Genomic DNA, 26,533 nt, shown 5'->3' with positions numbered 1-26,533 from the left:
GGGTGGCGGGGGCCGCGGGGCCGCCCTCGCCGCGGGCCCGCAGCCAGGCCGTGGTCTCCTCCGGCGGCATGGCCGGCGCGACCAGCCAGCCCTGCACCGCGTCGCAGCCCAGGTCGCGCAGCCGCTCCCAGGTCTCGTCGTCCTCGACGCCCTCCGCGACCACGCACAGGCCGAGCGAGTGGGCCAGGTCCACCGTGCAGCGGACGATCTCCGCGTCCTCGTTGTCCACCGCGAGGCGGGCCACGAAGGACCGGTCGATCTTCAGCTCGCTGACCGGCAGCCGCCGCAGGTGGACCAGCGAGGAGTAGCCGGTGCCGAAGTCGTCCAGCGACATCCGCACCCCGTGGCCGGCCAGCCCGGCCAGCGTGTCGGCGGCCCGCTGCGGGTCCTCCAGCAGCACGTGCTCGGTGATCTCCAGCTGGAGGGCGACCGGCGGCACCCCGTGCCGGGCCAGGCGTCCGGCGACGGCGCCCGCGAAGCCGGGGGTGTGCACATCGCGCGGGGAGACGTTGACCGCGACCGGGACCTCCAGGCCCACCGCCCGCCACCGCGCGACCTGGGCGAGGGCGGTCTCCAGCACGTACTCGGTCAGGCGCGGCATCAGCCCGGAGCTCTCCGCGATGGCGATGAACTCGTCGGGCGGGACCCGGCCCCGGTCCGGGTGGACCCAGCGGACCAGGGCCTCCAGCCCGGCGACGTGTCCGTCGAAGCCGACCTTGGGCTGGTAGTGGAGCTCCACCTCGCCCGCGTCCAGGGCGCGGCGCAGATCGCCGAGGAGGCCGAGCCGGTCGGGGGTGTTGCCGTCCCGCCGGGCCTCGTACACCTCCACGCCGCTGCGGTCCCGCTTGGCCTGGTACATGGCGACGTCGGCGCGGCGCAGCAGCCCTTCCGCGTCCTCGGCGTGGTCGGGGAAGACGGCGACGCCCGCGCTGGCCTCCAGGACCAGGGTCAGTCCGTCCAGGTCGAGTGGGGAGCCGAGGGCGCCGATCAGGTTGCGGGCCACCCGCTGGGCGCTGGTGAGGGAGTCGGCGACGGGCAGCAGCACGGCGAACTCGTCGCCGCCGAGCCGGGCCGCCTCCGCCCCGCGGGGCAGCGCCTGCCGGAGCCGCTCGGCGATCTGCAGCAGCAGCCGGTCGCCGGCGAGGTGCCCCAGGGTGTCGTTGACGGACCGGAAGCGGTCCAGGTCGATCAGGACCAGTGCGGTGCGGGCACCGGCCCGGTCCGCTTCGTCCAGGGCGGACCAGGTGCGGTCCAGCAGCCACTGGCGGTTGGGCAGTCCGGTGAGCCGGTCGCGCAGCTGCTCCTCGGCGCGGACCCGGGCGATCCACAGGGTGGAGTCGAGGGCGATCAGGGGCACCGCGAACAGCGGCAGCATCAGGGGCCGGTGGTCGGCGACGACCACGATGAGCGGGGCGATGCCCAGCAGCGCGACGCCGACCAGGGCCTGCCGGACCAGGGCGGGGCGGGCCACGCTGCGCAGCGCGGCGCCCGGCGGGGTGAGCGCGTACCACAGCAGGGCGCGGGTGACGAGCAGGTAGCCGAAGGCGGCCAGGGCGATCCGGGGGACGACGACCAGCTCCCAATTGTCCGGGTGCCAGGCGTGCTCCACCGAGGGGACGGTGCCGAAGGCGGCCAGGACCAGGGCGGCCGCGCCGATGCCGAGGATGTCCACCGAGCCGTGCAGCAGCGCCTGCCGCCAGCGGTGGCGGCGCGCGGCGCCGACCAGGACCACGACCGCCAGGCTGACCAGTACGGCGGGCAGCCATCCGAACAGCAGCAGGGTGGCCAGGGTTAACGCGGCGCCGGAGCCGGTGCCGCCCCACCAGCGGTCCCGGCCGAGGGCGACCAGATGGCCGACGATCAGACCGGTGAGGACGGCCAGGGACCAGCCGATGGTGCCGTGCGGGAAGAGCGAACGGCCCTGCTGGAGCGTCCGGCAGACGCCGGTGCCGAGGGCGGCGGCGGCCACCGCGAGCGCGGTGGGCGGCAGGATCGACTGCGCCAGGCCGCGCAGCCGCGACGCCGGGACGGCGGCGCTGTCGGTCGGTTCCATACCCGTCCTCTTCCAGCCGGCGGTGCCCGCGCCACGGCAGGCGCACTTCTCAACATTAGGCCGCGGACGGGGACGGCGGGCGGCGATCGGTGGGGGTTGCCGAATGCCACCCGGCCATCCGCGAGCATCTGGTATGCGCTGTAAGGGTGATGCCCGCTGGTCGGGCCCGGAACTACTCCCCTCCAGATATGGCCTACTCCTTATGGCTGACGCCGTGTCTATTCCGCCGACGCCTCGGCGGCCTCGCGGGCGGCGTCGGGCCCCTGTTCGAGCAGAACGGCGAACCCGGCCTCGTCCAGCACGGGAACCTTGAGCTGCACGGCCTTGTCGTACTTCGATCCCGGGTTGTCACCGACCACCACGAAAGCTGTCTTCTTCGACACCGAACCGGTTACTTTCGCGCCACGGCTCTGCAGGGCCTCCTTGGCGCCGTCCCGGGTGAAGGACTGCAGGGTGCCGGTGACCACGACGGTCAGTCCATCCAGTGGACGCGGCCCCGCCTCCTCGCCGCCGGCCTCCTCCATCCGGACGCCCGCGGCCCGCCACTTCTCGATGATCTCCCGGTGCCAGTCCTCGGCGAACCACTGCTTGACCGAGGCGGCGATGATCCCCCCGACGCCCTCCACGGCGGCCAGCTCCGCCTCGTCGGCCTCGGCGATCCGGTCGATGGAGCGGAACTCGCGGGCCAGTGCCACCGCCGCCACCGGGCCCACGTGCCGGATGGACAGCCCGGTGATGATCCGGGCCAGCGGGCGCTCCTTGGCCGCCTCGATGTTCGCCAGCATGGCGAGGGTGTTCTTCTTGGGCTCGCCCTTCTGGTTGGCGAAGAAGGTGACGATCTTCTCCTCGCCGGTCTTGGGGTCCCGCTTGGGCAGCCCGCTGTCCGGGTCGAGCACATAGGAGCGGATGGGCAGCAGCTCCTCGACGGTCAGGCCGAACAGATCGCCCTCGTCGCGCAGCGGCGGCTCGGCGGGCTCCAGCGGCTGGGTGAGGGCGGCGGCGGCGACATAGCCGAAGTTCTCGATGTCCAGGCACTTGCGGCCGGCCAGGTAGAACAGGCGCTCGCGCAGCTGGGCGGGGCAGGAGCGGGCGTTGGGGCAGCGCAGGTCGACGTCGCCCTCCTTCATCGGCTGCAGGCCGCTGCCGCACTCCGGGCAGACCGCCGGCATCACGAACTCCCGCTCGGTGCCGTCCCGCAGGTCGGTGACCGGGCCGAGGATCTCGGGAATCACGTCGCCGGCCTTGCGCAGCACCACGGTGTCGCCGATCAGCACGCCCTTGGCCTTGACCACGTCCTGGTTGTGCAGGGTGGCGAACTCCACCTCGGAGCCGGCCACGGTGATCGGCTCCACCACCGCGTAGGGGGTGACCCGGCCGGTGCGGCCCACGCCGACCCGGATGTCCACCAGCTTGGTGTTGACCTCCTCGGGCGGGTACTTCCAGGCGATGGCCCAGCGGGGGGCGCGCGAGGTGGAGCCCAGCCGCCCCTGGAGCGGGATCTCGTCCAGCTTGACGACCACGCCGTCGATCTCGTGCTCCACCGAGTGGCGCCGCTCGGCGTCCCCGTAGCCGGCGATGAACTCCCGCACCCCGGCGAGGGAGTCCACCACCTTGTTGTGGGCTGCGGTGGGCAGGCCCCACTCGTGCAGCAGCTCGTACGCCTGGGAGAGGCGGTCGATCCGGAAGCCCTCGCGGGCGCCGATGCCGTGCACCACCATGTGCAGCGGTCGGGAGGCGGTGACCTTGGGGTCCTTCTGGCGCAGCGAACCGGCCGCCGCGTTCCGCGGGTTGGCGAACGGCGGCTTGCCGGCCTCCACCAGGCGGGCGTTCAGCTCGTCGAAGCGCTCGCGGGGGAAGTACACCTCGCCGCGGATCTCCACCAGCTCCGGGACCCGGTCGCCGGCCAGCCGGTCCGGGATCTCGGCGATGGTGCGCACATTGGGGGTGATGTCCTCGCCGGTGCGGCCGTCGCCGCGGGTCGCGGCCCGGGTCAGCCGACCCCGCTCGTAGGTGAGGTTGACGGCGAGTCCGTCCACCTTGAGCTCGCACAGGAAGTGGTACGAGCCGCCGCTGCCGGCCGGCTCGCCCAGCTCGCGCCCGATCCGCTCGGCCCAGGCGGACAGCTCCTCGTCCTCGAAGGCGTTGTCCAGGCTGAGCATGCGCTCCCGGTGCTCGACGGCGGTGAACTCCGTCTCGTACGCCCCGGCCACCTTCTGGGTCGGCGAGTCGGGGGTGCGCAGCTCGGGGTGCTCCTCCTCCAGGGCCTCCAGCGAGCGCAGCAGCCGGTCGAACTCCGCGTCGCTGACGACCGGCGCGTCCTTGACGTAATACCGGAAGCGGTGCTCCTCGATCTGCTCAGCGAGCTGGGCGTGCTTCTCCCGTGCCTCGGCGGGTACCGCCGACCGCTGTTCGCCAGCCACCGTTCGTCCTTCCGTCTTCCGTCACTCAGGGTTGTCCGCGAGCGATCCTGCCGCCCGGACGCAGTGGGCCAGCGCGGCGCGCGCGTACCCCGGTGAGGCACCGGCGAGCCCGCAGGCGGGAGTGATCACGACGGACTCGGTGAGAGTCCCCGGTGCCAGCCCCAGCCTGCGCCACAGCGTCCTGACCCCCATGACGCTACCGGCAGGGTCTGACAGCGGGCTGTCCGTGCCGGGCACCGTGCCGACGAAGAGCGCGGTGCCCGCCTCCACGGCCTCGCCGATCGACTCCTCTTCACGCTCGGTGAGCAGCGAGAGGTCGAAGGAGATCGCGGTGGCCCCGGCGCGCCGCAGCAGTGCGAAGGGCACCGCGGGGGCGCAGGAGTGCACCACCACCGGGCCGTCCCCCGCCACCGCGAGCACATCGCGCAGCGCGCCCTCCACCACGCCCCGGTCCACCGCGCGGTGGGTGCGGTAGCCGCTGGCGGTACGCACCGTGCCGGTGAGCACCGCGGTCAGCGAGGGCTCGTCGAGCTGGAGCACCAGCGAGGCGCCGGGCACCCGCCGGCGTACCTCCGCGAGGTGGCCGCGGAGTCCCTCGGCGAGGGATCCGGCCAGGTCGCGACAGGCGCCCGGATCACTGAGCGCCACCTCTCCGTTGCGCAGTTCCAGGGCTGCGGCCAGGGTCCAGGGGCCGACCGCGGAGACCTTGAGCGCCCCGGTGTAGCCCTGGGTGAACTCCTCCAGCGCGTCCAGGTCCTCCACCAGCCAGGAGCGGGCCCGCCGGGTGTCCCGGCCCGGCCGGTCGCCGATCCGCCAGCCGCTGGGCTCCACCCGGGCGTACAGGTCCACCAGCATCCCGGCGGTGCGCCCGATCATGTCCGCACCCGGTCCGCGCGCGGGGAGTTCCGGCAGGTGGGGCAGTGCCTCCAGCGACCCGGTGACGGTCTTCGCCGCCTCCCGCGCGTCGCCGCCCGGCATCGACCCGACCCCGGTCGCGGCGGCCGGGCCCCAGATGTTCTTCGTCTCGCTCACCCGAGGAAGCGTACGAGCCATCGGGGGTGGTACGGGAACGCGCGCCCGCACCGACCCCTCCCGGGGAACCGCCCGGCCGCCCGGACGGCCCCCTGCCGAGAGCCCGGCTCGTCCGGTCAGGCGGCCCCTGCCGGAGCCCCGGCGCACCGGTCAGGCGGCCGGCGCCGCGAACGTGCTGGTCGTCGTCGTCCGGTCAGGCGGCCCGGGGGCGCAGTCCGAACCAGGCGAGCAGGGCCGCCGCCGCGTAGGTCCCGGCGGTGATCCCGAAGGCGGCCGCCGCCCCGTGGTACCAGCCGCCGGAGGCGAGTACCGCGCCCATCACCGCGACGCCGACCAGGGTGCCGATCTGCCGGTTGGCGTTGAGGGTGGCGCCGGCGATGTCCGCGTGCTCCTTTCCGGCCGCGGTCATCAGCGCGCTGGTCATGGCCGGGGAGCCGATGCCCAGTCCGGTGTTGGCGGCGCCCAGTACCACGGCGAGCACCCAGTAGGGCATGCCGGGCGAGACGGTCAGGGCCAGCGCCAGGGTGCCGGTCGCCGCCCACAGCAGGGCGGCGGTGAGCGCGAGGCGGTTGCCGAAGCGGTGCCCCCAGCGCGCGTAGAGCATGTTGCCGAGCAGGAAGACCAGTTGGGTGGGGAGCAGTTGGAGGCCGGCGGTCATCGGGTCGGCGCCGCGGGCGTTCTGCAGGAAGAGCCCGAGCATGAACATGGCTCCGTAGCAACCGCCGTTGAAGAGGAAGCCGATGGCGTTGGCGGAGGAGAAGTCGCGGTCGGCGAAGAGCTCGCCGGGCAGGATGCGCACCGGGGCGGTGCGCTCCCGTATCGCGAAGGCCGCGCCGGCCGGCAGGGCCAGCGCGAAGGCGGCGAGCACCCGGGTCGAGGCCCAGCCGGTCTCCGGTCCCTCGATCAGCGCGAAGCTGAGGGCCGCCAGGGTGAGCAGCCCGAGCACATGCCCGCCGGCCCCCAGCGGGGCGGGCCGTCCGGCGACCGGGGCGATGACGGCGCGGGCCAGCAGCAGTCCGGCGACCCCGATCGGCAGGTTGATCAGGAAGATGCTGCGCCAGCCGAGCCCGCCGACCAGGAGGCCGCCGACGGCGGGGCCGAGTCCGGCGGCCGTGGAGACGATCGCGGACCACAGGCCGAGCACCCGGGCGCGCTGCCGCTCGTCGGGGAAGGCGTTCAGCAGCAGGGTGAGCGAGCTGGGCATGAACAACGCGGCCCCGGCGCCCTGCAGCAGCCGCCCGGCCACCAGCACCGCGGCGGTCGGGGCGGCGGCGCAGGCCAGCGAGGCGGCGGTGAACAGGGCGAGCCCGGCCAGATAGATCCGCCGGGCACCGAACCGCCGGGCCAGCGAACCGGCGAGCAGCAGCAGGGAGGCGAAGACCAGCACATAGCCGTCGACGACCCAGGTGAGGCCGGAGAGCGAGAGGTCCAAGCCGCTGCGCAGCTTGGCGCCGGCCACGTTGACGATGGTGACGTCCAAGGTCGCCATCACGAAACCCAGGGCGAGGGCGAGGAGTTGGAGTCCCTGGCGCGCGGGTGCGCCAGTCGCGGTGGGGGACGCGGAGTCCGTGCGAGTGATCACTGAAGGAAGTTACAGCTGTATCTACATGGCGCGTACTGATTACAGCTTTATCTTTGCCGGATGCATACCAATGGCTTCCCTCGCCCATATCGAAGGCCCTGGAACAGGGTTCGCCACCGCGAACCCGCTCCAGGGCCTCACCGCCCGTACGGCAGGTCCCGCTACCGGCCCAGTGCCCGCAGCAGGTGCAGGCGCAGCTCCTCGCGGCCCTCCTCGGGCAGATGGTCCAGCGGCGAGTCCGCGCCGATCCGCCGCAGCAGCTCCAGCCGCAACGCGCGGCCCTCCTCGGTGAGCACCAGCTGCTTGGCGCGGCGGTCGGTCGGATGCGGCTGCCGCACCACCAGACCCTGCTTCTCCATCTTGTCCATCACATAGGTGACGTTCGGCGGTTCGCAGCACAGCACGGCGGCCAGCTCACGTGCCGTCTTCGGCTCGCCCAACTCCTCCAGGGCCTTGGCCTGGGTCGGCGTGAGATCCAGCTCGGCGACCCGGCCGCGTTGGTGCGCGTCCATCCGACGGGCCAGCTCGGTGACGAGCCCCCGGATCTCCCTGACCCCGCACCCGGCCTTCGCCGCCTTCGCCGCCTTCGCTTCGCCGCTCACCCGCCCAAGGGTACGGGGCCGGTCACCGCCCGCCCCAGGGTCCCGCGCACACCGTGGCCGCACCCGGCGCACTCCGCCGGGGCCGCGACGCCCGGCCGGGCAGGGCGCCACTCACCCCCACACCGCGGGGACCCCGCGAACTCACCCGCGCCTCCAGGCCGGCGCACCGGGCCGCTCACCACCGCGCGGGCAGGGACGTCGGCGCCCCGCGCCCTGCCCGAGCGCGGGCGGTACGCGTCCCCTGCACGCACCGGCCGGGCGAGGGCGAGCCCCGCAGCACCTCAGCCCTGCGGGCGCACCGACAGATCGGTGATCTCCGCGCCGCGCGGCAGGTCCAGCGCGGTCAGCACCGTCGTGGCCACCGCCTCGGGGGTGATCCAGCGCTCCGCGTCGTACTCCTTGCCCTCCTGCTGGTGCACCTTCTGCTGCATGGGGGTCGCGGTCCGACCGGGGTAGACGGAGGTGACCCGCACCCCGTTGTCCTTCTCCTCCCAGCGCAGCGCCTCGGCCAGCGCGCGCAGCCCGTGCTTGCTCGCCGCGTACGCGCCCCACTGGGCGTTGGCGCGCAGCCCGGCACCGGAGTTGACGAACAGCACATGGCCCTGGGCCACCCGCAGCTGCGGCAGCAGCAGGCGGGTGAGCTCGGCGGGGGCGACCAGGTTGGCGGCGAGCTGCTGGGTCCACACCTTGGGAGTCAGCTCGCCGATCTCACCCAGCTCCACCACACCCGCGATGTGCAGCAGCGAGTCGATCCGCTCCGGCAGCGCCTGGTGGCTGAACGCCCAGGACAGCCGCTCCGGCTCGGCGAGGTCACCGACCAGGGTCTTGGCCCCCGGGAAGCGCTGGGCCAGCTCCCTCGCCCGCCCGGCGTTCCGCGCCAGCAGCCACAGCTCGTCACCGCGCTCGGCCAACCGCTCCGCGACGGCCGCCCCGATGCCCGAACCCGCCCCAGTGATCACATGTGTACGCATGTCCCCATGGGTACCACGGGCCTGCTCAGGCCGCGCCGCGAGCCTCCTCCAGATACGCCATCGCCCCGACCCCGTCCTCCGCGAAGAAGACCAGCTCGGTCAGCGGCAGGGGCAGGAAGCCCTCCTTCTCCATCCGCTGGAACTGCTGCTTCAGGCCGTCGTAGAACCCGGCCGTGTTGAGCAGCACCACCGGCTTGGTGTGCAGTCCGTGCTTCTTCAGCTCCAGGATCTCGGTCGCCTCGTCCAGCGTCCCGGTGCCGCCCACCATGATCACAATCGCGTCCGAGCGGGCCAGCAGCAGCGCCTTGCGCTCCGCGAGATCCTTGGTGATCACCATCTCGTCCGCGCCGACGCGGGCCTTGTCCGCCAGGAACTCCACCGAGATCCCGACCAGCCGCCCGCCGGCCTCCTGCACCCCGTCCGCCACCACCTTCATCAGCCCGACATCGGAGCCGCCCCACACCAGGCTGTGCCCGCCCTCGCCGATCAGCCGGGCGAACTCCCGGGCCGGGGCGGTGTAGGTCTCGTCGAGCTCGGCGGCGGAAAGGAAGACGCAGATGTTCATGTCCGTACGGTATCCGGCGAACAGCCGCACCGAATGCCGGTGACCGCCGTCACCCGGGCAGCGTGGGATCGGTGTCCCCCACGCCCCCGCAGCACCGGGTACGCCCAGGAGAGCCGTACCCCTGCCGGACCGTCGGAGTAGCGGGCGGAGTCGGTCGCCAACTCGCGCGCCGGCATGCGCGCGCTCGACGAGCGGGGCGAGACCGTGCGCGGTGAGCGCGGCAGAGGGCCGGCCTCACGGCGTGCGGGCTTGTGTACACCTCCCGTTCGGCCGCGGCGGCCCGAGCGGTGCGCACCGGCAGGCTGGACCGGCTGACCGCCGCGGGCTGACTCCCCCAGCGGCACCGTCCGGGCCGGCCGTGCCGCCGGTCGGCGTCGAACAGCCCGGTCGGCGCCCTGGATTGAGCCGGTCGTCCCGCCATCGCCCTCATGTACGGTGCCCGGATGATGCTCACTCCGCCCCCGGGCGACTACCGCGCCTACCTCTTCGACTGCGACGGCACCGTCGCCGACTCGATGCCGCTCCACTTCACGGCGTGGGAGCAGGCGCTGAGCGAGTGGGGCTGCGAGTTCCCGGAGGACCTGTTCTACGCCTGGGGCGGCCGCCCGGTCGCGGACATCATCGCCTCGCTCAACGAGCGGAACGGCCTCGACATGCCGGTGGCGCAGGTCGCGCGCCGCCGGGAGGAGCTCTTCCAGGAGATGCTGCCCAGGCTCCAGGCGGTCCCGGAGACCCTGGAGCACATCGAGGAGGCTCACGGACGGCTCCCCTTCGCCGTCGTCTCCGGCAGTACCCGCGAGTCCGTCACCGCTTCGCTGCGCACCATCGGGCTGCTCGACAGGTTCGACACCCTGGTCTGCGCCGGGGACTACGGCCGCCCCAAGCCCGACCCCGAGGGCTTCCTACTGGCCGCCCGGCTCCTCGGCATCGCCCCCGAACACTGCCTCGTGTTCGAGGACACCGAGATGGGCATCCAGGCCGCGACGGCCGCCGGAATGAACTCCGTCCGCATCCCCCAGCGCCGAACGCCGGTGGACCAGGGCACCCGCTGACCGGCCTCCGGACGGCCCTGGACGTCCCCGCCCGGCAGCCCGGATCGGCGGGCCGCCGGGGACCGGACCGTCAGTGGTCGGCCGACGCCCGGACCCGGTCCGTGGTGGCGATGGTGGCGGAGCCGACCACGCGCGTGCCGTCGTAGAGGACGATGGCCTGGCCGGGGGCGACGCCGCGGACCGGGGCGGTGAAGGTGACGTGGATCTCCTCGCCGATGGGCTCGGCGGTCACCTCGGTCTCGCCGCCGTGCGCGCGCAGCTGCGCGGTGTACGTGCCGGGGCCGCTCGGCGGGGTGCCGCACCAGCGGGGCCGGATCGCGGTGAGCGCGGTGACGTCGAGCGAGGCGGCCGGGCCGACGGTGACGGTGTTGTTCACCGGCGAGATGTCCAGGACGTAGCGCGGCTTGCCGTCCGGTGCGGGCCGGCCCAGCCGCAGGCCCTTGCGCTGGCCGATGGTGTAGCCGTACGCGCCCTGGTGGCTGCCGAGCTTGTTGCCGTCCTCGTCGACGATGTCGCCCTCGGCCGTGCCCAGCCGGGAGGCCAGGAAGCCCTGGGTGTCGCCGTCTGCGATGAAGCAGATGTCGTGGCTGTCCGGCTTCTTGGCCACCGCGAGCCCGCGCCGCTCGGCCTCCGCGCGGATCTCCTCCTTGGTGGTGCTGGTGTCGCCGAGCGGAAACATGGCGTGCGCCAGCTGCCGCTCGTCCAGGACGCCGAGCACATAGCTCTGGTCCTTCGCCTCGTCCGAGGCCCGGTGCAGCTCCCGGCTCCCGTCCGGGCGGGTGACCACCGTGGCGTAGTGGCCGGTGCACACCGCGTCGAAGCCCAGCGCCAGCGCCTTGTCCAGCAGCGCGGCGAACTTGATCTTCTCGTTGCAGCGCAGGCAGGGGTTGGGGGTGCGACCCGCCTGGTACTCGGCGACGAAGTCGTCCACCACGTCCTCGCGGAAGCGCTCGGCGAGGTCCCACACGTAGAAGGGGATGCCGATCACATCGGCGGCCCGGCGGGCGTCCCGGGAGTCCTCCAGGGTGCAGCAGCCCCGGGCGCCGGTGCGGAAGGACTGCGGGTTGGCGGAGAGCGCCAGGTGGACTCCGGTCACCTCGTGCCCGGCCTCGGCGGCGCGGGCGGCGGCGACGGCGGAGTCCACACCGCCGGACATCGCGGCCAGGACGCGCAGGCGACGGCCGTCGCGGGGGGCGTTCGGATCGGGGGCGCCGGGGAAGTCAGTCATAGCCCGTCCAGGGTACGGGGCCCGCCGGGTGTTCCGCTTCCGCGTTACGGGAGGGCGAACGGGCAGGCAGGCGGTACGCGAGGCTGCTCCGGGCACCGCCGGGCTCAGGCGGCCCGCGCGGGCTGCTCCGGGCACCGCCGGGCTCAGGCGGCACGCGCGACTCCCCGGGATACTGCCAGGCTCAGGCCGTACCCGCCGCTCCCCCGGATACCGCCGGACTCGGACCGTACGCGCCGCTTCCCCCGGCGCCGCCCGGCTCAGGCGGTCCGGCCCATCTCGCGCTGCCGCTCGCGCCAGTGCAGGTGGGCGGGGTGGATGCGGTCCCACAGCTCGGTACGTTCCCGGGCGTCCTCCAGGGTCAGGCCGAACACCTCGCTCAGGGTGCCGAACCACTCGTCCTCGGTGGCCACCTCCCGCTCCTCCACCGAGTCCTCGACCCGGCGCAGCATGCAGTAGGAGAGCTCGTGCACCCCGTCCGCGTCCCTGAGGTAGACCGAGGGCGAGCGGAGGAAGCCGTACTTGCGGACCTGCTCGTGGATGAAGTCGAGCTTCTCCAGGTAGACCCGGCCGAACTCCTCGACGGTGGTCGGCTCGGTGGCGATGTCGACCAGGACGAAGCTGCCCTTGGGGTCGTGGGTCAGCCGCCAGCCGCCCGGGATGAGCTCGGAGTGGTCCAGGACGAAGGTCAGCGGGCCCTGCCGGTAGGTGCCGGGCCGCAGCGGCAGCGGTTCGTGCAGCGCGTCGCCCAGGCCCACGTCCACCAGCCAGGCGCGACCCTCGCAGCGCACGGTGAGCGCCATGTGGTTGCCGTGCCGGCCGGGCGGCGCGTCCTCCGGACGGACCTGGACACCGGCGCGGTGCCGGGCGACGTCGTAGCCCAGCGCCCCGAGCAGTTCGGCGAAGGCGTTGTTGAGCTGGAAGCAGTAGCCGCCACGCCCCCGGAAGATCTTCGCCACCGACTCCAGGGGATCCAATTCGATGGGGCCCCGCAGCGGGATGTCCCAGGCCTCGTAGGGGATCCGCTCGACATGCGCCCGGTGGAGGGCGAACAGCGCGTCGACGGTCGGCTCCTCGGGACGCTCCACACCCAGCCGCGCGAGATACCCCACGACATCAAGAGTTCGCTCTTCAGTTCGCATATCGCGGACTCTAGGGTGACCACCCGGGGACCCTCTGTGATGAACACCTCAACTTCCCCGGATTGGCAGGAAGTTGCCCCCTCCCGGATCTTGCGGAGGCGAGGGGTGGCAGGGCAGGGCCACCGGTCTTGCCCGGGGTGGGAGGGTGCGCTGACGCCGCCGCCACAGGGCTCTCGGCCGGTACGGTCCCAGGGGGCATGTATCGAATGTGCGGGCCGCCGGCGCCGCACTGCCGGCGGCCGACTCAAAATCGCATGCGATCTTCGCCCGGTTGTGCTGGGGTCGATCGCCATGAACGAGCATTCCCTCGACGCAGCCGACGTGATCGACAGGATGGAGCGCAACCTGGCGGAACACGCCTGTCACCTGCACCGGAGCATGACCGGTGCGAGCGTCACGGAGGCTGATGACCTCCTGGTCGCGGACAGCGGCCTGGACGACGACACGTTCAACATCGTTGCCGCGGCCCGCTTCACCGCCGCCGACGCTACGGCGCGTATCACCGAGACCACTGGGACGCTGGCCCGCACCGGCCGCCGTTTCTCCTGGTGGGTGGGGCCCGTCTCGACACCGCTGGACCTCACCGCCCGCCTGACGGCGGCCGGTCTCCCCGCGTCCGAACGCGAGACGGCGATGTGGGCCGAACTGGACGACACCCTGCCGGCTCCCGCCGCCGAAGGGCTGGACATCCAGAGGGTGACCACGCCCGAACAGCTCGCCGACTACGCCACGGTTCTCGCCGCGAACTGGGACCCGCCCGCCGACACCGTCCGCCGCTTCTTCGCCCAGGCCGCCCCAGAGGCACTGGCCGCGCACTGCCCGGCCCGGTATCTGGTCGGCTACGTGGAGAACCGTCCGGTCTGCTCCGCCGAGGTGTTTCACCACGCGGGAGTCGCCGGCATCTACAACATCTCCACCCTGGCCGCCCACCGCCGACGCGGCTACGGCGGCGCCATCACACTCGCGGCACTCCACACGGCCCGCGACCGAGACCACCGCATCGCGGTCCTGCAGGCGTCAGCCGACGGCGAGCCCGTCTACCGCCGCCTGGGCTTCCGCTCCTGCGGCCAGTTCACCGAACACGCCATCACCCCCTGAACCGCCTCAACCCCAGTGGCCCTCCGCCCGTCTTTCCTGACGGGCTGGTCACGACCACTCGTTGAGGTCCGTGACGAGGCTCAGGGTCTACTGACGAGCCACGGCCTAGCTGAGGCCCGCGGTACGGGCCCGCTCGACCGCCGGGCCGATGGCCTTGGCCACCGCGTCCACATCGTCCCGGGTCGAGGTGTGGCCGAGCGAGAAGCGCAGGGTGCCGCGGGCCAGCTCGGGGTCGGTGCCGGTGGCGAGGACGACATGGCTGGGCTGGGCCACCCCGGCGGTGCAGGCCGAACCGGTGGAGCAGGCGATGCCCTGGGCGTCCAGCAGCAGGAGGAGCGAGTCCCCCTCGCAGCCGGGGAAGGAGAAGTGGGCGTTGGCGGGCAGCCGGCCGGCCGGGTCGGGATCGCCGCCGAGCAGCGCGTCCGGCACCGCCTGGGTGACGGCCGCGATCAGCGCGTCCCGCAGGGCGCCGACCTCCTTGGCGAAGTCCGCGCGGCGGGCCGTGGCCAGTTCCCCGGCGACCGCGAAGGCGGCGACGGCGGGGGTGTCGAGGGTCCCGGAGCGCACCTGCCGCTCCTGGCCGCCGCCGTGCAGCAGCGGGACCGGGGCGTACTCGCGGCCCAGCACCAGCGCCCCGATGCCGTACGGTCCGCCGATCTTGTGGCCGCTGACCGTCATGGCGGCCAGGCCGGACGCGGCGAAGTCCACCTCCAGCTGGCCGAACGCCTGTACCGCGTCGGCGTGCAGCGGAACATCGAACTCCGCGGCCACCTCGGCGAGTTCCCGGACCGGCATGACCGTGCCGATCTCGTTGTTGGCCCACATCACGGTGGCCAGCGCCACGTCGGAGGGGTCCTTGGCGATGGCCTCGCGCAGCGCCTCCGGGGAGACCCGGCCGTAGCCGTCCACCGGCAGCCACTCCACCCGAGCGCCCTCGTGGTCGGCCAGCCAGTGCACCGCGTCCAACACCGCGTGGTGCTCGACCGGGCTGGCCAGCAGCCGGACCCGGGCCGGGTCGGCTGCCCGTCGGGCCCAGTAGAGCCCCTTGACCGCGAGGTTGTCGGCCTCCGTACCGCCGGCCGTGAACACCACCTCGCTCGGCCGGGCGCCAAGGGCGGCGGCGAGCGACTCGCGGCCCTCCTCCACGGTGCGCCGGGCCCGCCGGCCGGCGGCGTGCAGCGAGGAGGCGTTGCCGGTGACGGTCAGCTGGGCGGTCATCGCCTGCACCGCCTCCGGAAGCATCGGGGTGGTGGCGGCGTGGTCGAGGTATGCCATGGTGTGACGATTCTACGAGCCGAGGTCGGGGTGCGGTACGGGCCCGTGGCCGAGGGACGCCTGCGGTCCGGCCAGGCGACACCCACCGCCCGGTTGCCGCCTCGGGGCCCACCCCGCGCCGTACCGTCGCGCTCATGAGCGATGAGACGAGCGAGGCCCGGCAGCGGCGCTTCGAGCACGGGATGCGGGTACTCAACGAGATCGACGGCGAGGCGGGCGGGCGGCTCATCGACACCCTGAGCGCGATCTCCCCGGAGCTGGCGCACCAGATCGTCGCCTGGGGGTTCGGTGAGATGTACGCCCGGCCCCAGCTCGCGCCCCGCGACCGGCAGCTGGTCACCTTGGGCATGCTCACCGCGCTGGGCGGCTGCGAACCGGAGCTGGAGGTGCACGTCGAGACCTCGCTCCAGGTGGGCCTGGGCCCCGCGCAGATCGTGGAGGCGCTGCTGCACACGGCCCCGTACTGCGGCTTCCCCCGAGCCATCAACGCGACCATGGTGGCCCGGAAGGTGTTCTCGGCGCGCGGTCTGCTGCCGCTGGGCGGCAAGGCCCGGGAAGCGGTCGACCCGATGTGAGCGGGGGTCGCCGCGGGGGCCGCTTGGCGGGGGGGGTGCGCGAGGCCGAGGGCCGCGGGCCGTCATGCCCCCGCAGCCCCGGCTTGCGCCCAAAGATCGCGCACGCGCCTGCGGTGCGGGTCAGGCCAGGGTCTCGCAGAGGTCCTCGTACGCGCCGCGCAGGCCGAGCAGCTGCCGGGTCGTATGGCCCGACGTGGTGCTGATGCGCACCGACATGAAGTCACTGGCGACGATCCAACGGTGCTCCGGACTGTCGCCGGTGTGGAAGCCGGCCACCCAGTCGTTGCCGCTCAGGACATAGGTGGACGGGTCGGAGTAGACCAGGGTGCCGGTGCCGGAGGCGTCGCGCTCCACGGACCGGCCGGTCTCCAGGTTGGTCGCGCGCAGCACCAGGGCACCACTCTCCACCGCGAACACCGGATCGCCGTCCCGGTCGGTCCAGGTCTTCAGGGTGAGGTCGCTGACCGGGAACTCGGCTCGCGCGGCGAAGGGGCACACCTCGCCGGCCGGGTACTCGTACGTGCTGGAGGCGGGGTGGGTCACCACCGGCCCCTGCAACCCGTCCGTCCGGGCGGGGAGCCCGGAATCTGTGGAGTCGGCCGGTCGGGCGGTGGCCGTTCCCCCGCTCAGCAGGGCCGCGAGCATCGCTCCCCCGGCCAGCGCGGCACCGGCGGCGCGCCGCGATCGAGGCGCCCGGAACCTTCGGAGCGGAAACGGTCCCTTGCGCTGGCTGGTGCCGGCGCGTGTGGTGTCGCGCTGGGTGGTGTCCGACCGCATGGCATATCCCCCTGTCGCCGTTGCCCGGCGGCGGGCGCCACCGGGACTCGGTGCACCACTCTTGCGCACCCGCGGCGCGGCATCCAAGGGTCTTGCACACGCTTCCGCGAGCGGGTCAGACCTCCTCGACGGCGGCGCTGCGCCGGTGCCAGGCGCGCGGGGCGCGCCAGCCGAAGTGCATGGCGAGCAGCCTCAGCACAAAGGCGGTGGCCACCGCGAAACCGCTGGTCAGGCCGTTCAGCGAGTCAAAGCGGAGCAGGACCGCGGCCATGATCGACCCGACCATGGCGGGAACGGCGTACAGGTCGCGGTCCCAGCGGAGCAGCGAGGGCACCTCGTGCGCCAGGACGTCGCGGAGCACCCCGCCGCCGACCGCGGTGGCCAGCCCGAGGGCGGCGGAGGCGGTGAGGCCCAGTCCGTAGTCGTGTGCCTTGGTGGTGCCGGTGACGCAGAACAGCCCCAGTCCGGCGGCGTCGAAGACGTTGACCGCCCGGGTGATCCGCTCCACCTCGGGGTGGAGGAAGAAGACCAGGACCGTGGCGAACAGCGGGGTCAGGAAGTACCCCAGGTCAGTGAAGGCGGTGGGCGGTACGTCGCCGATCATCACGTCTCGGAACAGCCCGCCACCGAGCGCGGTCACCTCGGCGAGCACGGCCATGCCGAACACGTCGAAGTTCTTGCGGACGGCGAGAAGCGCACCGGATATCGCAAAGACGAAGATTCCGGCGATGTCCAGCGTGTACTGGACAGAAGGGCTGAACAGATCGGTAAGCACCAGACATTCTTACCTGCGGAAGAGGGTGCTATTTACACATGTGCGCGACACCACCTGCCGCACCCCCGGATACGCGGTCGGGTGGGGGTGGTGTGTGGCTGGTCACGCGGTTCTCCTTCCCCCGGACTCCGTCCAGGGGGACCCCAGCGCCCCTGTGGGGGCCGGCGGCCCGGACACGCGTCGAAGGGCCGGAGTCGCTGGATTCCCAGCCCCTCCGGCCCTCCGAGGGCGCGGTGCGTACGGCCTACTTGTCGTCCGTCTGCTCCTCGGCCTTCCCGGCCTCGGGAGCCTTGGCGGCCTTGTCGGTCTTGGCGGCCTTGGCCGTCTTGTCAGCCTTGACGTTCTCGTCAGCCTTGACGGTCTTGTCTGCTTCCTCGGCCTCGTCAGGCTCGGCGGCCTTCTTGCCCTTGCCTGCCTTGTCGCCCTTCTCGGCGCTCTCGGCCGGCTTGTCGGCGGCCTCGCCGTCCTCCGCGGCCTCGTCGTCCGCCGGTGCCCCGGCCTCGGAGTCAGCCTCGGGCTCGGACTCGGTCCCCGACTCCGCATCCGCCTTCGGCGCGGCCTCCGCGGACGCCTTGCCCTCGGCCTCGTCCGCCGCGGGCGCATCCGCCTCAGCCGCGTCCGCCGGAGCAGCCGCCTCGGGGGCCTCCGCCGGGGCCTCGTCCCCCGCCGGGGCATTGGCATCCCCCGCCGGCGCCTCCGCCTTGGGCGAGATCACCACGGCGGAGTCCGCGGCCGGGGCGTCCTCCGGCTCGGGGTGGTGGCAGGCCACCTGGTGGCCGGTGGTGAGGGTGAGCAGGGCCGGCTGCTCGGTCTTGCAGAGCTCGGTCGCCTTCCAGCAGCGGGTGTGGAAGCGGCAGCCGGTCGGCGGCGAGATCGGCGAGGGCACGTCGCCCTTGAGCAGGATGCGCTCCTGCTTGCCGCGGCGCTTGGGGTCCGGAATCGGGACCGCGGAGAGCAGCGCCTTGGTGTAGGGGTGGCGCGGGTTCCGGTAGAGCGAGTCCCGGTCGGCCAGCTCCACGATCTTGCCCAGGTACATCACCGCGATGCGGTCCGAGACATGGCGGATGACCGACAGGTCGTGGGCGATGATCACATAGGTGAGGCCCATTTCCTCCTGGAGGTCGTCCAGCAGGTTGACCACCTGGGCCTGGATGGACACGTCCAGCGCCGAGACCGGCTCGTCCGCGACGACCAGCTTCGGCTTGAGGGCCAGCGCCCGGGCGATGCCGATGCGCTGCCGCTGACCGCCGGAGAACTCGTGCGGGTAGCGGTTGTAGTGCTCCGGGTTGAGGCCCACCAGGGACAGCAGCCGCTGCACCTCGGCCTTGACGCCCCCCTCGGGGGTGACGCCCTGGAGCCGGAACGGGGCGCTGACGATGGTGCCCACGGTGTGCCGCGGGTTCAGCGAGGAGTACGGGTCCTGGAAGATCATCTGGACGTCGCGGCGCAGCGGGCGCATGCCGGAGGTGCCCAGGTGGGTGATGTCGGTGCCCTGGAACTCGATCTTCCCGCTGGTGGGCTCCAGCAGCCGGGTGATCAGCCGGCCCATGGTGGACTTGCCGCAGCCGGACTCGCCGACCACGCCCAGGGTCTCCCCGGCGCGGACGTCGAAGTCGAGGCCGTCGACGGCCTGGACCGCGCCGGTCTGCCGCTTGAGCAGTCCCTCCTTGATGGGGAAGTGCTTGACCAGGCCGGTGACCTTGAGCAGCGGCTCCGCGGCGCCGGCGGGCTGGTCCGGGAGCGCGCCGTCCTTCGACACGGTGGCGTCTTTCGACACAGTGGCGTCCTTCACAGCTTCGGCGCAATCTCTTCGGTCCAGATGCGGGTGCGCTCCTCCTGCGCCATGTGGCAGGCGGAGTAGTGCCGGTCACCGACCAGGCTCAGCTCCGGCCGCTCGGTGCGGGTGACACCGCCCTTGGGCACGTCCGCGTAGGGGCAGCGCGGGTTGAAGGCGCAGCCGCTGGGGATGTTGATGAGGCTGGGCGGTGAGCCCTTGACCGGGATGAGCCGTTCGGTCTGCTCCCGGTCGATGCGCGGCATGGAGCCCAGCAGGCCCCAGGTGTAGGGGTGCTGGGGCTGGTAGAAGACCTTCTCGGCCGGGCCCCGCTCCACGCACCGGCCGCCGTACATCACCAGGAGGTCGTCGGCGAGTTCGGCGACCACGCCCAGGTCGTGGGTGATGATGATGACCGCGGAGCCGAACTCCTTCTGCAGGTCCCGGATCAGGTCGAGGATCTGGGCCTGGACGGTCACGTCCAGCGCGGTGGTCGGCTCGTCGGCGATCAGCAGCTCGGGGTTGTTGACCAGCGCCATGGCGATCATCGCGCGCTGCCGCATACCGCCGGAGAACTCGTGCGGGTAGGCGTCCACGCGCTTGTCGGGCTGCGGCACCCCGACCCGGTCGAGGAGTTCGATCGCCCGGGTACGCGCCACCTTCTTGGTGACGTCGTGGTGGACCCGGTACGCCTCCATGATCTGCTTGCCGATGGTGTAGTACGGGTGCAGCGCGGACAGCGGGTCCTGGAAGATCATCGCCATCTCGCGGCCGCGGAGCTTGCGCACCTCGTCCGGGTCGGCGCTCAGCAGCTCCTTGCCGTCCAGCCAGATCTCGCCGGAGATCTGCGCCTTTCGGCGGCCGTACTGCCCGGCGGTGTGCAGGCCCAGGATGCCCAGCGAGGTCACCGACTTGCCGGAGCCGGACTCGCCGACGATGCCCAGCGTCTTCCCCTTCTCCAGCTGGAAGCTGAGCCCGTCGACGGACTTGACCAGGCCGTCGTCGGTGGGGAAGTGGACGCGCAGGTCGCGTACGTCCAGGAAGGCGCGGGGCGCACCCTCGCCAGGAGTGGCGACGGGCTGGTTCAGGTCGGTCATCCGAGCCTCACTCGCGGGTCGATGACGGCGTACAGAAGGTCCACGAGAAGGTTGGCCACCACGATGAACATGGCCGCGATCAAGGTGACTCCGAGGATGACCGGGAGGTCCTTCTCATTGATCGCGTTCACCGCGAGCCGGCCCAGGCCCGGCAGGTTGTAGGTGCTCTCGGTGAGCACCGCGCCGCCCAGCAGGGCGCCGAGGTCCAGACCGAGCAGGGTGAGGATGGGAGTCCAGGTGGAACGCATCGCGTGCCGGCTGATGACCACCCGCTCCTTGAGGCCCTTGGCGCGGGCGGTGCGGATGTAGTCCTCGCCCATGATCTCCAGCATGGTGGCCCGGGTGAGCCGGGCGTACATGGCGGCGTAGAGGAAGGCGAGGGTGACCCAGGGGAGGACCAGGCTCTCGAGCCACTTGCCGGGGTCCGAGGTCAGCGGCTGGTAGTCCACGTTGACCCAGTCCAGCTGGTAGCTGAAGACCGCCAGCGAGAGCAGACCGGTGAAGTAGATGGGGAGGGAGACGCCGGCCAGCGCGACGGTCATCGCGGCGCGGTCCCAGATGGTGCCCCGGCGCAGCGCGGAGACCACGCCGGCGGATATGCCGCCGATCAGCCACAGCAGGCAGGCCCCCGCGGCGAGCGAGAGGGTGACCGGCATGGCCTCGGTCAGCTGGGGCCAGACGGCCTGTTCGGTGCGGAAGGAGTAGCCGAAGCAGGGCGCGGAACAGTGGATGACGTCCGGACCGCTGGAGTAGTCCCGGCCGACGAAGATTCCTTCGACGAAGTGCCAGAACTGCAACAGGACGGGGTCGCCGAGGCCGAGCTTCTCGCGGATGCCCTCGATGGCCGCCGGGTCCGCCTGCTTGCCCACGAAGAGCAACGCCGGGTCGGTACCAGCCCATTTGGGGATCACGAAGAAGATGGCGAAGGTCGTGAGCATCACGACCAACAGCATCATGACGACGGCGAACAAGCGCCGGATGAGGTAAGCAAGCACTGTGCGCGGCCCGGCTGCGGCCCGGGAAGATCCTTCCCGGGCCGCAGCGCGCGGCCATCACCTGCCCTTCGGGCCTATCGGATCAGCGACGGTGTGGTGACGACGGTTCGCTTGACGCGTTTCGGCGCCCGATGGAACGAACGCGAGGTCACTTCACGCCGAGGGAGACGTAGTCGTAACGGCCGTTGTAGGCCGGCGACGAGTAGGCGTTCGTCAGACGCGAGCCGCGCCAGCTGAAGTTCTTCTCGTAGACGAAGGCCATCTCGACCGCCAGGTCGGAGACCCGGTGGTTCATCTTCTTGTAGATCTCCGCGGCCTTGGCCGGGTCGGTCTCCGCCAGCGCCTCATCGAAGTACTTGTTGATCTGCGCGTCGTTGGTCTCGGAGTAGTTGTAGTTACCCGACTGCTGGATGAAGCGGCCGTCGACCAGCGGGCGGGAGAAGCCCTGGCCGGTCGGGAAGTCCGGGCCCCAGCCGGTGACGGACAGGCCGTAGCCCTTCTTCTTCACCACGGACGGGGAGCCGGTGATGCCGGCGGACTGGGCACCGTCGATCGGGTCGACCTCGGCCTTGATGCCGACCTTGCCCAGCGACTGCTGCAGGGACTCGGCGCCCTCGACCTCACCCGGCTGGTTGTTGCGGGCGACGATGGTGGTGGAGAAGCCGTCCGGCTTGCCGCAGGCCTTCAGCTCTTCCCTGGCCTTGGCGACGTCCGGCTTGCCACCGCGCTTGAGCACGCCGTACGGGTCGTAGTCGTCCGAGCCCGCGACGGACTTGGGCAGCATGTTCGGGGCCAGCTCGCCACCGGCCTCCGGGCCACCGCGGGCGGTCTGCAGCGACTTGTAGTCGGCCGCGTAGAAGACCGCCTTGCGGCAGTGGATGTTGTCGAACGGGGCGACCTTGGTCGCGATGTCGACGTAGCGGGTGAAGCTGGTCTGGATGTTGTCGACGTTGGCCTTGTGCTCCTTGAGCGCCTGGGCGCGGCCGGAGCCGGTCATGCCGGTGCCGTTCAGGTCGACGTCGTAGTCGCCCTTGATGAGCAGCTTGTCGATGGCCTCGACGTTGGAGTTGATGGTGACCGTGATCCTGTCCGGGAGGGCCGGGCGGATCGGGTCGGAGGCCTTGTTCCACTTGTCGTTGCGGACCAGCTCGGCGCTCTTGCCGGCCTTGTACGAGGTGAACTTGTACGGGCCGGAGGACATCGGGTGGTTGGCGTACTGGGCGCCCTTGTCCGCGGACTGCTTCACCGGGGAGCCGGCCGGCATGGCGAGCAGCTGCTCGAAGTCGCCGTTGGGCTTGGCCAGGTGGAAGGTGATGGTCTTGTCGTCCGGGGTCTCGATGGCCGAGAGCCCCAGCTTGTCCTTGGTCTTGTCCTTGTACGGGCCCTTGTACTTGCCCTTGGGGTCGAGGACGTCCACCAGGTAGGTCGGGCCGCCGGAGATGACGTCCTTGGCCCACAGGCGCTCGATGCCGTACTTGATGTCCTTGGAGGTGATCGGCGAGCCGTCCTCCCAGGTGACCCCGTCGCGCAGGGTGTAGGTGTAGGTCTTGCCGTCGTCGCTGATCTTGCCGAGGTCGGTGGCCAGGTCCGGAACGAGCTTGTTGCTGCCCGGCTTGGGCTCGTAGGAGATCAGCTGGCGCGCGTAGAAGCGCGAGAAGTCCCAGGCCATACCGTAGTACTGGCGCTGCGGGTCCAGGGAGTCGAAGTCCTGCTTGCCGATGAAGCGGAGCGTGCCGCCCTTCTTCGTCGACTTGTTGGCTATGCCGGTCATGCCGGCGTTGTAGCCGGCGCCGTCACCGCCGCCGCCCTTGTCGTCCTTGTCGCCACCGCACGCCGCGGTGGCCATGAGTGCGCCGACGACGACCGTCGCGGCGGCGATGCGCCGTCTCCTCGGCGAACGCTGGGATGTCATTGTTCCTACAACCTCCGGTGTAGCGGTCCCTGGCGAGACGCCCGGGAATTCTTCGGGTTCGCCGCCTGACCTGGGGTCAGGCGGCACGTTCGGTCGGGCCTGACGGCGCGGCGTGAGCCGGCGGCGTCAGCGCGTGCCCTTCGGGTCGAGTGCGTCGCGTACGCCGTCGCCGAAGAGGTTGAAGGCCATCACCGTGATGAAGATCGCCGCACCCGGGATGATCATGAACATCGGGTCGTCCTCGTAGAAGCTGACGGCCTTGGAGAGCATCTGGCCCCAGGAGGCGGTCGGCGGCTTCACGCCCGCCCCGAGGAAGCTGAGCGCCGCCTCGGTGAGGATGTTCGTGGGGATCATCAGGGTGGTGTAGACGGTGATCGGGGCCACCAGGTTGGGCAGCAGCTCCTTGAAGAGGATGTAGCGCCGCCCCGCGCCCAGGCTGCGCGCGGCCTCGATGTACTCCTTCTCGCGCAGCGACAGGGTCTGTCCGCGCACGATGCGCCCGACGTACGGCCAGCCGAAGAAGCCGATCACAGAGACCAGGACGAGGATTCTGACGCCGCTGCCGGTCAGTCCCAACAGGTCGTTGGGGAGCACCGAGACCAGGGAGATGATGAACAGCAGCTGCGGGAAGGCGAGCAGCATGTCCATGACCCGGCTGATGACGGTGTCGATCCAGCCGCCGAAGTAGCCGGCGATGATGCCGAAGATGGTGCCCAGGACCACCGCGACCAGGGCCGCGAGGAAGGCCACCAGTAGCGAGATGCGCGCGCCGTAGATGACCCGGCTGAAGACGTCGCGGCCGTTCTTGGGCTCGACTCCGAAGAGGAAGTCGGAGCTCATGCCGCCCATGTCGCCCTTGGGGGTGCCGAACAGCGGGTCGATCTGGTCCTCGTGGAACTCGTTCGGCGGGTGTCCGAGCCAGCCGACGATCAGCGGCGCGAAGATCGCGACCAGCACCAGGAAGAGGACGATGATCCCGCCGGCCAGCGCCAGCTTGTCCCGCTTCAGGCGCTTCCAGGCGATTTGGCGCAGCGACCGCCCTTCGACTGACGCCTTGACTACATCAGCCGCGACATCGACGGCCGCGGTGTCCGCGGCCGCACTTGTGTCGTGCATTGGTGCCGTCATGGTGCTGGGGACCCCTCTCGACCGGCGGTGACCGGTCCACGACCCGCTGTTGGTAGCGGCCTGGTTCACATCACGGCGCATGTCGTGCCGATGGTGTGGAAGTGCTCTCAAAGGGGGCGCACGCAGCGGCTACGCGCCCCTTGGAGCAGCGAGTCTTCAACGCGTTCCTGATCACCCGCCAGACCTATCAGGCAATGGATGCGCAACCGTGATGTGGCGATACGGGTTCCGTTATACGAACAGCAGTACCAGCTGAGCGTGGCGTCAAGTGGCCTGGAAATATGCGGCTTTGGTCCGTTCGGCCGAAGATAACCGCTGATCAGAAGGCATGCGGCTGCGGCGGATAGCCATAGCCGTAGGAGCCGGCCGGCGCGCCGCCGAAGGCGTCACGGTCGAAAAACGGGCGGGCGTTCGCCCGCATCCACATCGCGACCGGGTCGTACTCGTCGGACATCGCGACGGTGGACACCGCCAGCCCGTCCGGCACCACACCGACGGACTGCTGCATCATCAGCCGCACCGCTTCGACGGAGGACGGGCTGGTGTCGTACAGATCCAGACCGATCGCCAGATAGGGGGCGCCGAGGGCCGGTTGCACCCAGGCCCTGCGCAAGGCCCGCACAACGGGAGTACGGTGGGCGTTCTGCCCCAACAGGGCGTAGAACTGCGGGACTTCGATGGCCGGCTCGGTGATGCGCAGCGGTCCGGCCGGCAGCCGGTCCAGGCCGCCCGCGACGCGCCGCAGATCCAGCCAGGGGACGCCGACCCCGCCGCCGGAAGCGTGCGGATTCAGCCACAGTCCCCAGCGGTCCCGGTAGAGCGCGGCGGCGATCTGCCGACCGCCGACCACCTCGTGCGCCCGGCTCCAACCGCTGGCCGCCAGCTCCTGCTCGGAGGTGACGCAGGGCGCGTAGCCCACCCCGTCGACCTCCATGTTCCCGTACTGGGCGTCCGGTGAGCCGGGCGTACCGTGCCACAGCAGCATCCAGACCCGGCCGTCGGCGAGGGCGTGCAGCAGTGCCTCATAGGCGTCGTACCGGCCGGGGGCGACCTGCCCCAGCAGCCGGCTCAACTCGGCGCCGCCGTCCTGGGAGTCGCCGCGCTCCGCCCTCCACTCCGCGCCAGCGCTCACCTGACTCCGCCCCTTCCGTCGGCCCGCTCCGCGTCGATCCGGGGCGTGCTCTGGCACCCCCGCCGGTCATCCAACCAGCTTACGAGCCGCACTGACGGCCCCAGGGACCGTCCGATCCTCCCCGGCGGACGCCCGGCGCCCGGCACGGCACCCCGCCGCGCCGCCGCATCGTCCGCGTACGCCCGGTATGAGGAGGACGCGCCGGGCCGCACTCCCCCGGTCACCGCCGGGAGGCGCCGTCGGCCCATCGAATCGCCAAGGAGGACCGGACAGCCCTCGGGCACGGTCACAGGTCGCGGTCGTAGAACGGGCGCACCCGCTCCAGGATCCAGTCGCTGACCGGATCCTGGACGACATCCAGCAGCACCAGCTGGACCGGCCAGCGCACCGGGACCGCGCCCAGCGCCCGGCCCAGCGCGTCCAGCACCACGGCCTGGCTCTCCGGGGACGGCAGGTCCAGCAGCACCCCGATGAGCAGCCCCGGCTCCTCACCCTCCACGCTGGCCAGCGCCCGGCGCGCGCTGCGCACCCCGGGCACCTTGCCGAACTCCAGGCCGGCCGCGGCCAGGAAGTCGACCGGCTCGTCCTGCCAGTCCGGCTCGAAAAGGCGCACCCGGCCGCCGTTGGCCGGCCCCTCCAGTTCGCCGCGGCCACCGCGGCACAGCTCGGCCACCGCGCCCGGCGGCAGCGGCACGCTGACCGCGCCCTGCGGGTTCAGCACGATCCCGACCCCGGGCGGCAGGCCCCGGGCGAACTCCACCGCCGGGGCCACGGCGAAGGACATCCGGTCTCCGAACACCTGGAGGAACTGCTGCTGGGAGCTGCACACCGGGACATAGGCGACCCCGTCGATCTCCAGCGTCGGCAGATCGAGGTCGGCGCTGTCCGGCCCGCCGCCCTTGGGCAGCGGGACCCACACCGGGCTCCTGCCCAGCACCTCGACGATCCGGGGGCCGGCGCCGGGCACGTCCACGGCGGCGGCGAGCACCTCTTCCAGTTCGCTGCCGGGAGAGGGGAAGGGGAAGGTGCCGGGCACCGTGCCGGGGAAGTCGCCGTGAAGCCCCGCCTGCCCGTGCTGATCCGGGATGCTCATCTCGTTCAAACCGCCGTCTCGTCCAGCCTGCACAGGCACCCTAACGGCTGATCCCCCACTCCCGTTCGGCACCCCGCGATTTCCCCGACCGTCCCCACGCGGTGCCGCCCCAAAGGGGCGCGAGGAACTGCGCGACCAGCCACTCACCTCCCGCACCCGCCAGACGCACCTCCCACATCCGCACCCCTCGCCCCGAAGGGGCGCGAGGAACGGCGCGACCAACCCCACTCAACCCGCAGCCCACCGACCACAGAACCC

22 protein-coding genes are annotated in these 26,533 nt (G+C 71.9%); 3 read left to right on the top strand and 19 right to left on the bottom strand.

Annotated elements, in window-relative coordinates; translation table 11 throughout:
• The 7 genes from E4099_RS08815 to E4099_RS08785 form a co-directional block, all read right to left on the bottom strand.
• The coding region (locus tag E4099_RS08815) for a putative bifunctional diguanylate cyclase/phosphodiesterase (RefSeq protein WP_135338414.1) at positions 1-2,053 on the bottom strand (2,053 nt) is incomplete at its 3' end.
• Between the two features lie 218 nt (positions 2,054-2,271).
• Positions 2,272-4,473, bottom strand: a complete 2,202-nt coding sequence (ligA, locus tag E4099_RS08810; RefSeq protein WP_135338413.1) for an NAD-dependent DNA ligase LigA — start codon at positions 4,471-4,473, stop codon at positions 2,272-2,274.
• 21 nt (positions 4,474-4,494) lie between these two features.
• Entirely contained in the window at positions 4,495-5,505 is a 1,011-nt protein-coding gene (locus E4099_RS08805) for a methionine synthase (protein ID WP_386389461.1), read from the bottom strand.
• A gap of 193 nt (positions 5,506-5,698) precedes the next feature.
• Positions 5,699-7,087, bottom strand: coding sequence for a DHA2 family efflux MFS transporter permease subunit (locus tag E4099_RS08800; RefSeq protein ID WP_245244692.1), 1,389 nt, complete (start codon positions 7,085-7,087; stop codon positions 5,699-5,701).
• Between the two features lie 161 nt (positions 7,088-7,248).
• The gene (locus E4099_RS08795) at positions 7,249-7,689 is read right to left on the bottom strand and encodes a MarR family winged helix-turn-helix transcriptional regulator (RefSeq protein ID WP_209446557.1); all 441 of its coding nucleotides are present in this window, start codon (positions 7,687-7,689) and stop codon (positions 7,249-7,251) included.
• A gap of 281 nt (positions 7,690-7,970) precedes the next feature.
• On the bottom strand, positions 7,971-8,660 hold the full coding sequence (locus tag E4099_RS08790) for an SDR family oxidoreductase (RefSeq protein WP_135338411.1): 690 nt from the start codon (positions 8,658-8,660) through the stop codon (positions 7,971-7,973).
• A gap of 25 nt (positions 8,661-8,685) precedes the next feature.
• Positions 8,686-9,225: an LOG family protein gene (locus tag E4099_RS08785; RefSeq protein ID WP_135338410.1), complete on the bottom strand. Its 540-nt coding sequence runs from the start codon at positions 9,223-9,225 to the stop codon at positions 8,686-8,688.
• Positions 9,226-9,668: 443 nt separating this feature from the next.
• Between E4099_RS08785 and E4099_RS08780 the strand changes: the two genes are divergently transcribed.
• Positions 9,669-10,277 (top strand): HAD family hydrolase, encoded by a 609-nt coding sequence (locus tag E4099_RS08780; RefSeq protein ID WP_135338409.1) that lies wholly within the window; start codon positions 9,669-9,671, stop codon positions 10,275-10,277.
• A gap of 70 nt (positions 10,278-10,347) precedes the next feature.
• Here the strand turns inward: E4099_RS08780 and mnmA are convergent, their stop codons facing one another.
• Together mnmA and E4099_RS08770 are read right to left on the bottom strand one after the other, a co-directional pair.
• Positions 10,348-11,505 carry a tRNA 2-thiouridine(34) synthase MnmA gene (gene mnmA / locus E4099_RS08775; protein ID WP_135338408.1) on the bottom strand — a complete coding sequence of 386 codons (1,158 nt, stop codon included), beginning with the start codon at positions 11,503-11,505 and terminating at the stop codon, positions 10,348-10,350.
• A 257-nt stretch (positions 11,506-11,762) separates the two neighbouring features.
• The gene (locus E4099_RS08770; RefSeq protein WP_135338407.1) at positions 11,763-12,644 is read right to left on the bottom strand and encodes an arylamine N-acetyltransferase family protein; all 882 of its coding nucleotides are present in this window, start codon (positions 12,642-12,644) and stop codon (positions 11,763-11,765) included.
• A gap of 333 nt (positions 12,645-12,977) precedes the next feature.
• Between E4099_RS08770 and E4099_RS08765 the strand changes: the two genes are divergently transcribed.
• Positions 12,978-13,742, top strand: a complete 765-nt coding sequence (locus tag E4099_RS08765; RefSeq protein ID WP_135338416.1) for a GNAT family N-acetyltransferase — start codon at positions 12,978-12,980, stop codon at positions 13,740-13,742.
• A 105-nt stretch (positions 13,743-13,847) separates the two neighbouring features.
• Here the strand turns inward: E4099_RS08765 and E4099_RS08760 are convergent, their stop codons facing one another.
• Entirely contained in the window at positions 13,848-15,017 is a 1,170-nt protein-coding gene (locus E4099_RS08760; RefSeq protein ID WP_135338406.1) for a cysteine desulfurase family protein, read from the bottom strand.
• Between the two features lie 134 nt (positions 15,018-15,151).
• Here E4099_RS08760 and E4099_RS08755 point away from each other — a divergent pair, with 134 nt between their 5' ends.
• The gene (locus tag E4099_RS08755; RefSeq protein ID WP_135338405.1) at positions 15,152-15,592 is read left to right on the top strand and encodes a carboxymuconolactone decarboxylase family protein; all 441 of its coding nucleotides are present in this window, start codon (positions 15,152-15,154) and stop codon (positions 15,590-15,592) included.
• 120 nt (positions 15,593-15,712) lie between these two features.
• Here the strand turns inward: E4099_RS08755 and E4099_RS08750 are convergent, their stop codons facing one another.
• The 9 genes from E4099_RS08750 to E4099_RS08710 all read right to left on the bottom strand — a co-directional run bounded on the left by E4099_RS08750 (position 15,713) and on the right by E4099_RS08710 (position 26,275).
• Complete coding sequence (locus E4099_RS08750; RefSeq protein ID WP_135338404.1) at positions 15,713-16,369, bottom strand: hypothetical protein; 657 nt, start codon at positions 16,367-16,369, stop codon at positions 15,713-15,715.
• A 115-nt stretch (positions 16,370-16,484) separates the two neighbouring features.
• Positions 16,485-17,144 carry a trimeric intracellular cation channel family protein gene (locus E4099_RS08745; RefSeq protein WP_135338403.1) on the bottom strand — a complete coding sequence of 220 codons (660 nt, stop codon included), beginning with the start codon at positions 17,142-17,144 and terminating at the stop codon, positions 16,485-16,487.
• A 244-nt stretch (positions 17,145-17,388) separates the two neighbouring features.
• Entirely contained in the window at positions 17,389-18,903 is a 1,515-nt protein-coding gene (locus tag E4099_RS08740; protein ID WP_167828324.1) for a dipeptide ABC transporter ATP-binding protein, read from the bottom strand.
• Positions 18,904-18,932: 29 nt separating this feature from the next.
• Positions 18,933-20,015, bottom strand: a complete 1,083-nt coding sequence (locus tag E4099_RS08735; RefSeq protein WP_135338401.1) for an ABC transporter ATP-binding protein — start codon at positions 20,013-20,015, stop codon at positions 18,933-18,935.
• The gene (locus tag E4099_RS08730; protein ID WP_135338400.1) at positions 20,012-20,986 is read right to left on the bottom strand and encodes an ABC transporter permease; all 975 of its coding nucleotides are present in this window, start codon (positions 20,984-20,986) and stop codon (positions 20,012-20,014) included. Before E4099_RS08730 ends, E4099_RS08735 begins: the two co-directional genes overlap by 4 nt.
• A 172-nt stretch (positions 20,987-21,158) precedes the next feature.
• A complete protein-coding gene (locus E4099_RS08725; protein ID WP_135338399.1) occupies positions 21,159-22,922 on the bottom strand; it encodes an ABC transporter substrate-binding protein in 1,764 nt (587 codons plus the stop codon).
• A gap of 126 nt (positions 22,923-23,048) precedes the next feature.
• On the bottom strand, positions 23,049-24,050 hold the full coding sequence (locus E4099_RS08720) for an ABC transporter permease (protein ID WP_135338398.1): 1,002 nt from the start codon (positions 24,048-24,050) through the stop codon (positions 23,049-23,051).
• 319 nt (positions 24,051-24,369) lie between these two features.
• The gene (locus tag E4099_RS08715) at positions 24,370-25,182 is read right to left on the bottom strand and encodes an enhanced serine sensitivity protein SseB C-terminal domain-containing protein (protein WP_386389466.1); all 813 of its coding nucleotides are present in this window, start codon (positions 25,180-25,182) and stop codon (positions 24,370-24,372) included.
• 286 nt (positions 25,183-25,468) lie between these two features.
• A complete protein-coding gene (locus E4099_RS08710) occupies positions 25,469-26,275 on the bottom strand; it encodes an enhanced serine sensitivity protein SseB (RefSeq protein ID WP_135338397.1) in 807 nt (268 codons plus the stop codon).
• Positions 26,276-26,533: the final 258 nt, after the last annotated feature.

This window comes from Streptomyces palmae, assembly GCF_004684805.1.
Classification (GTDB): domain Bacteria; phylum Actinomycetota; class Actinomycetes; order Streptomycetales; family Streptomycetaceae; genus Streptomyces; species Streptomyces palmae.
The sequence above is the reverse complement of the archived record's forward strand: the minus strand, read 5'-3'. Positions and strand labels throughout refer to the sequence as shown.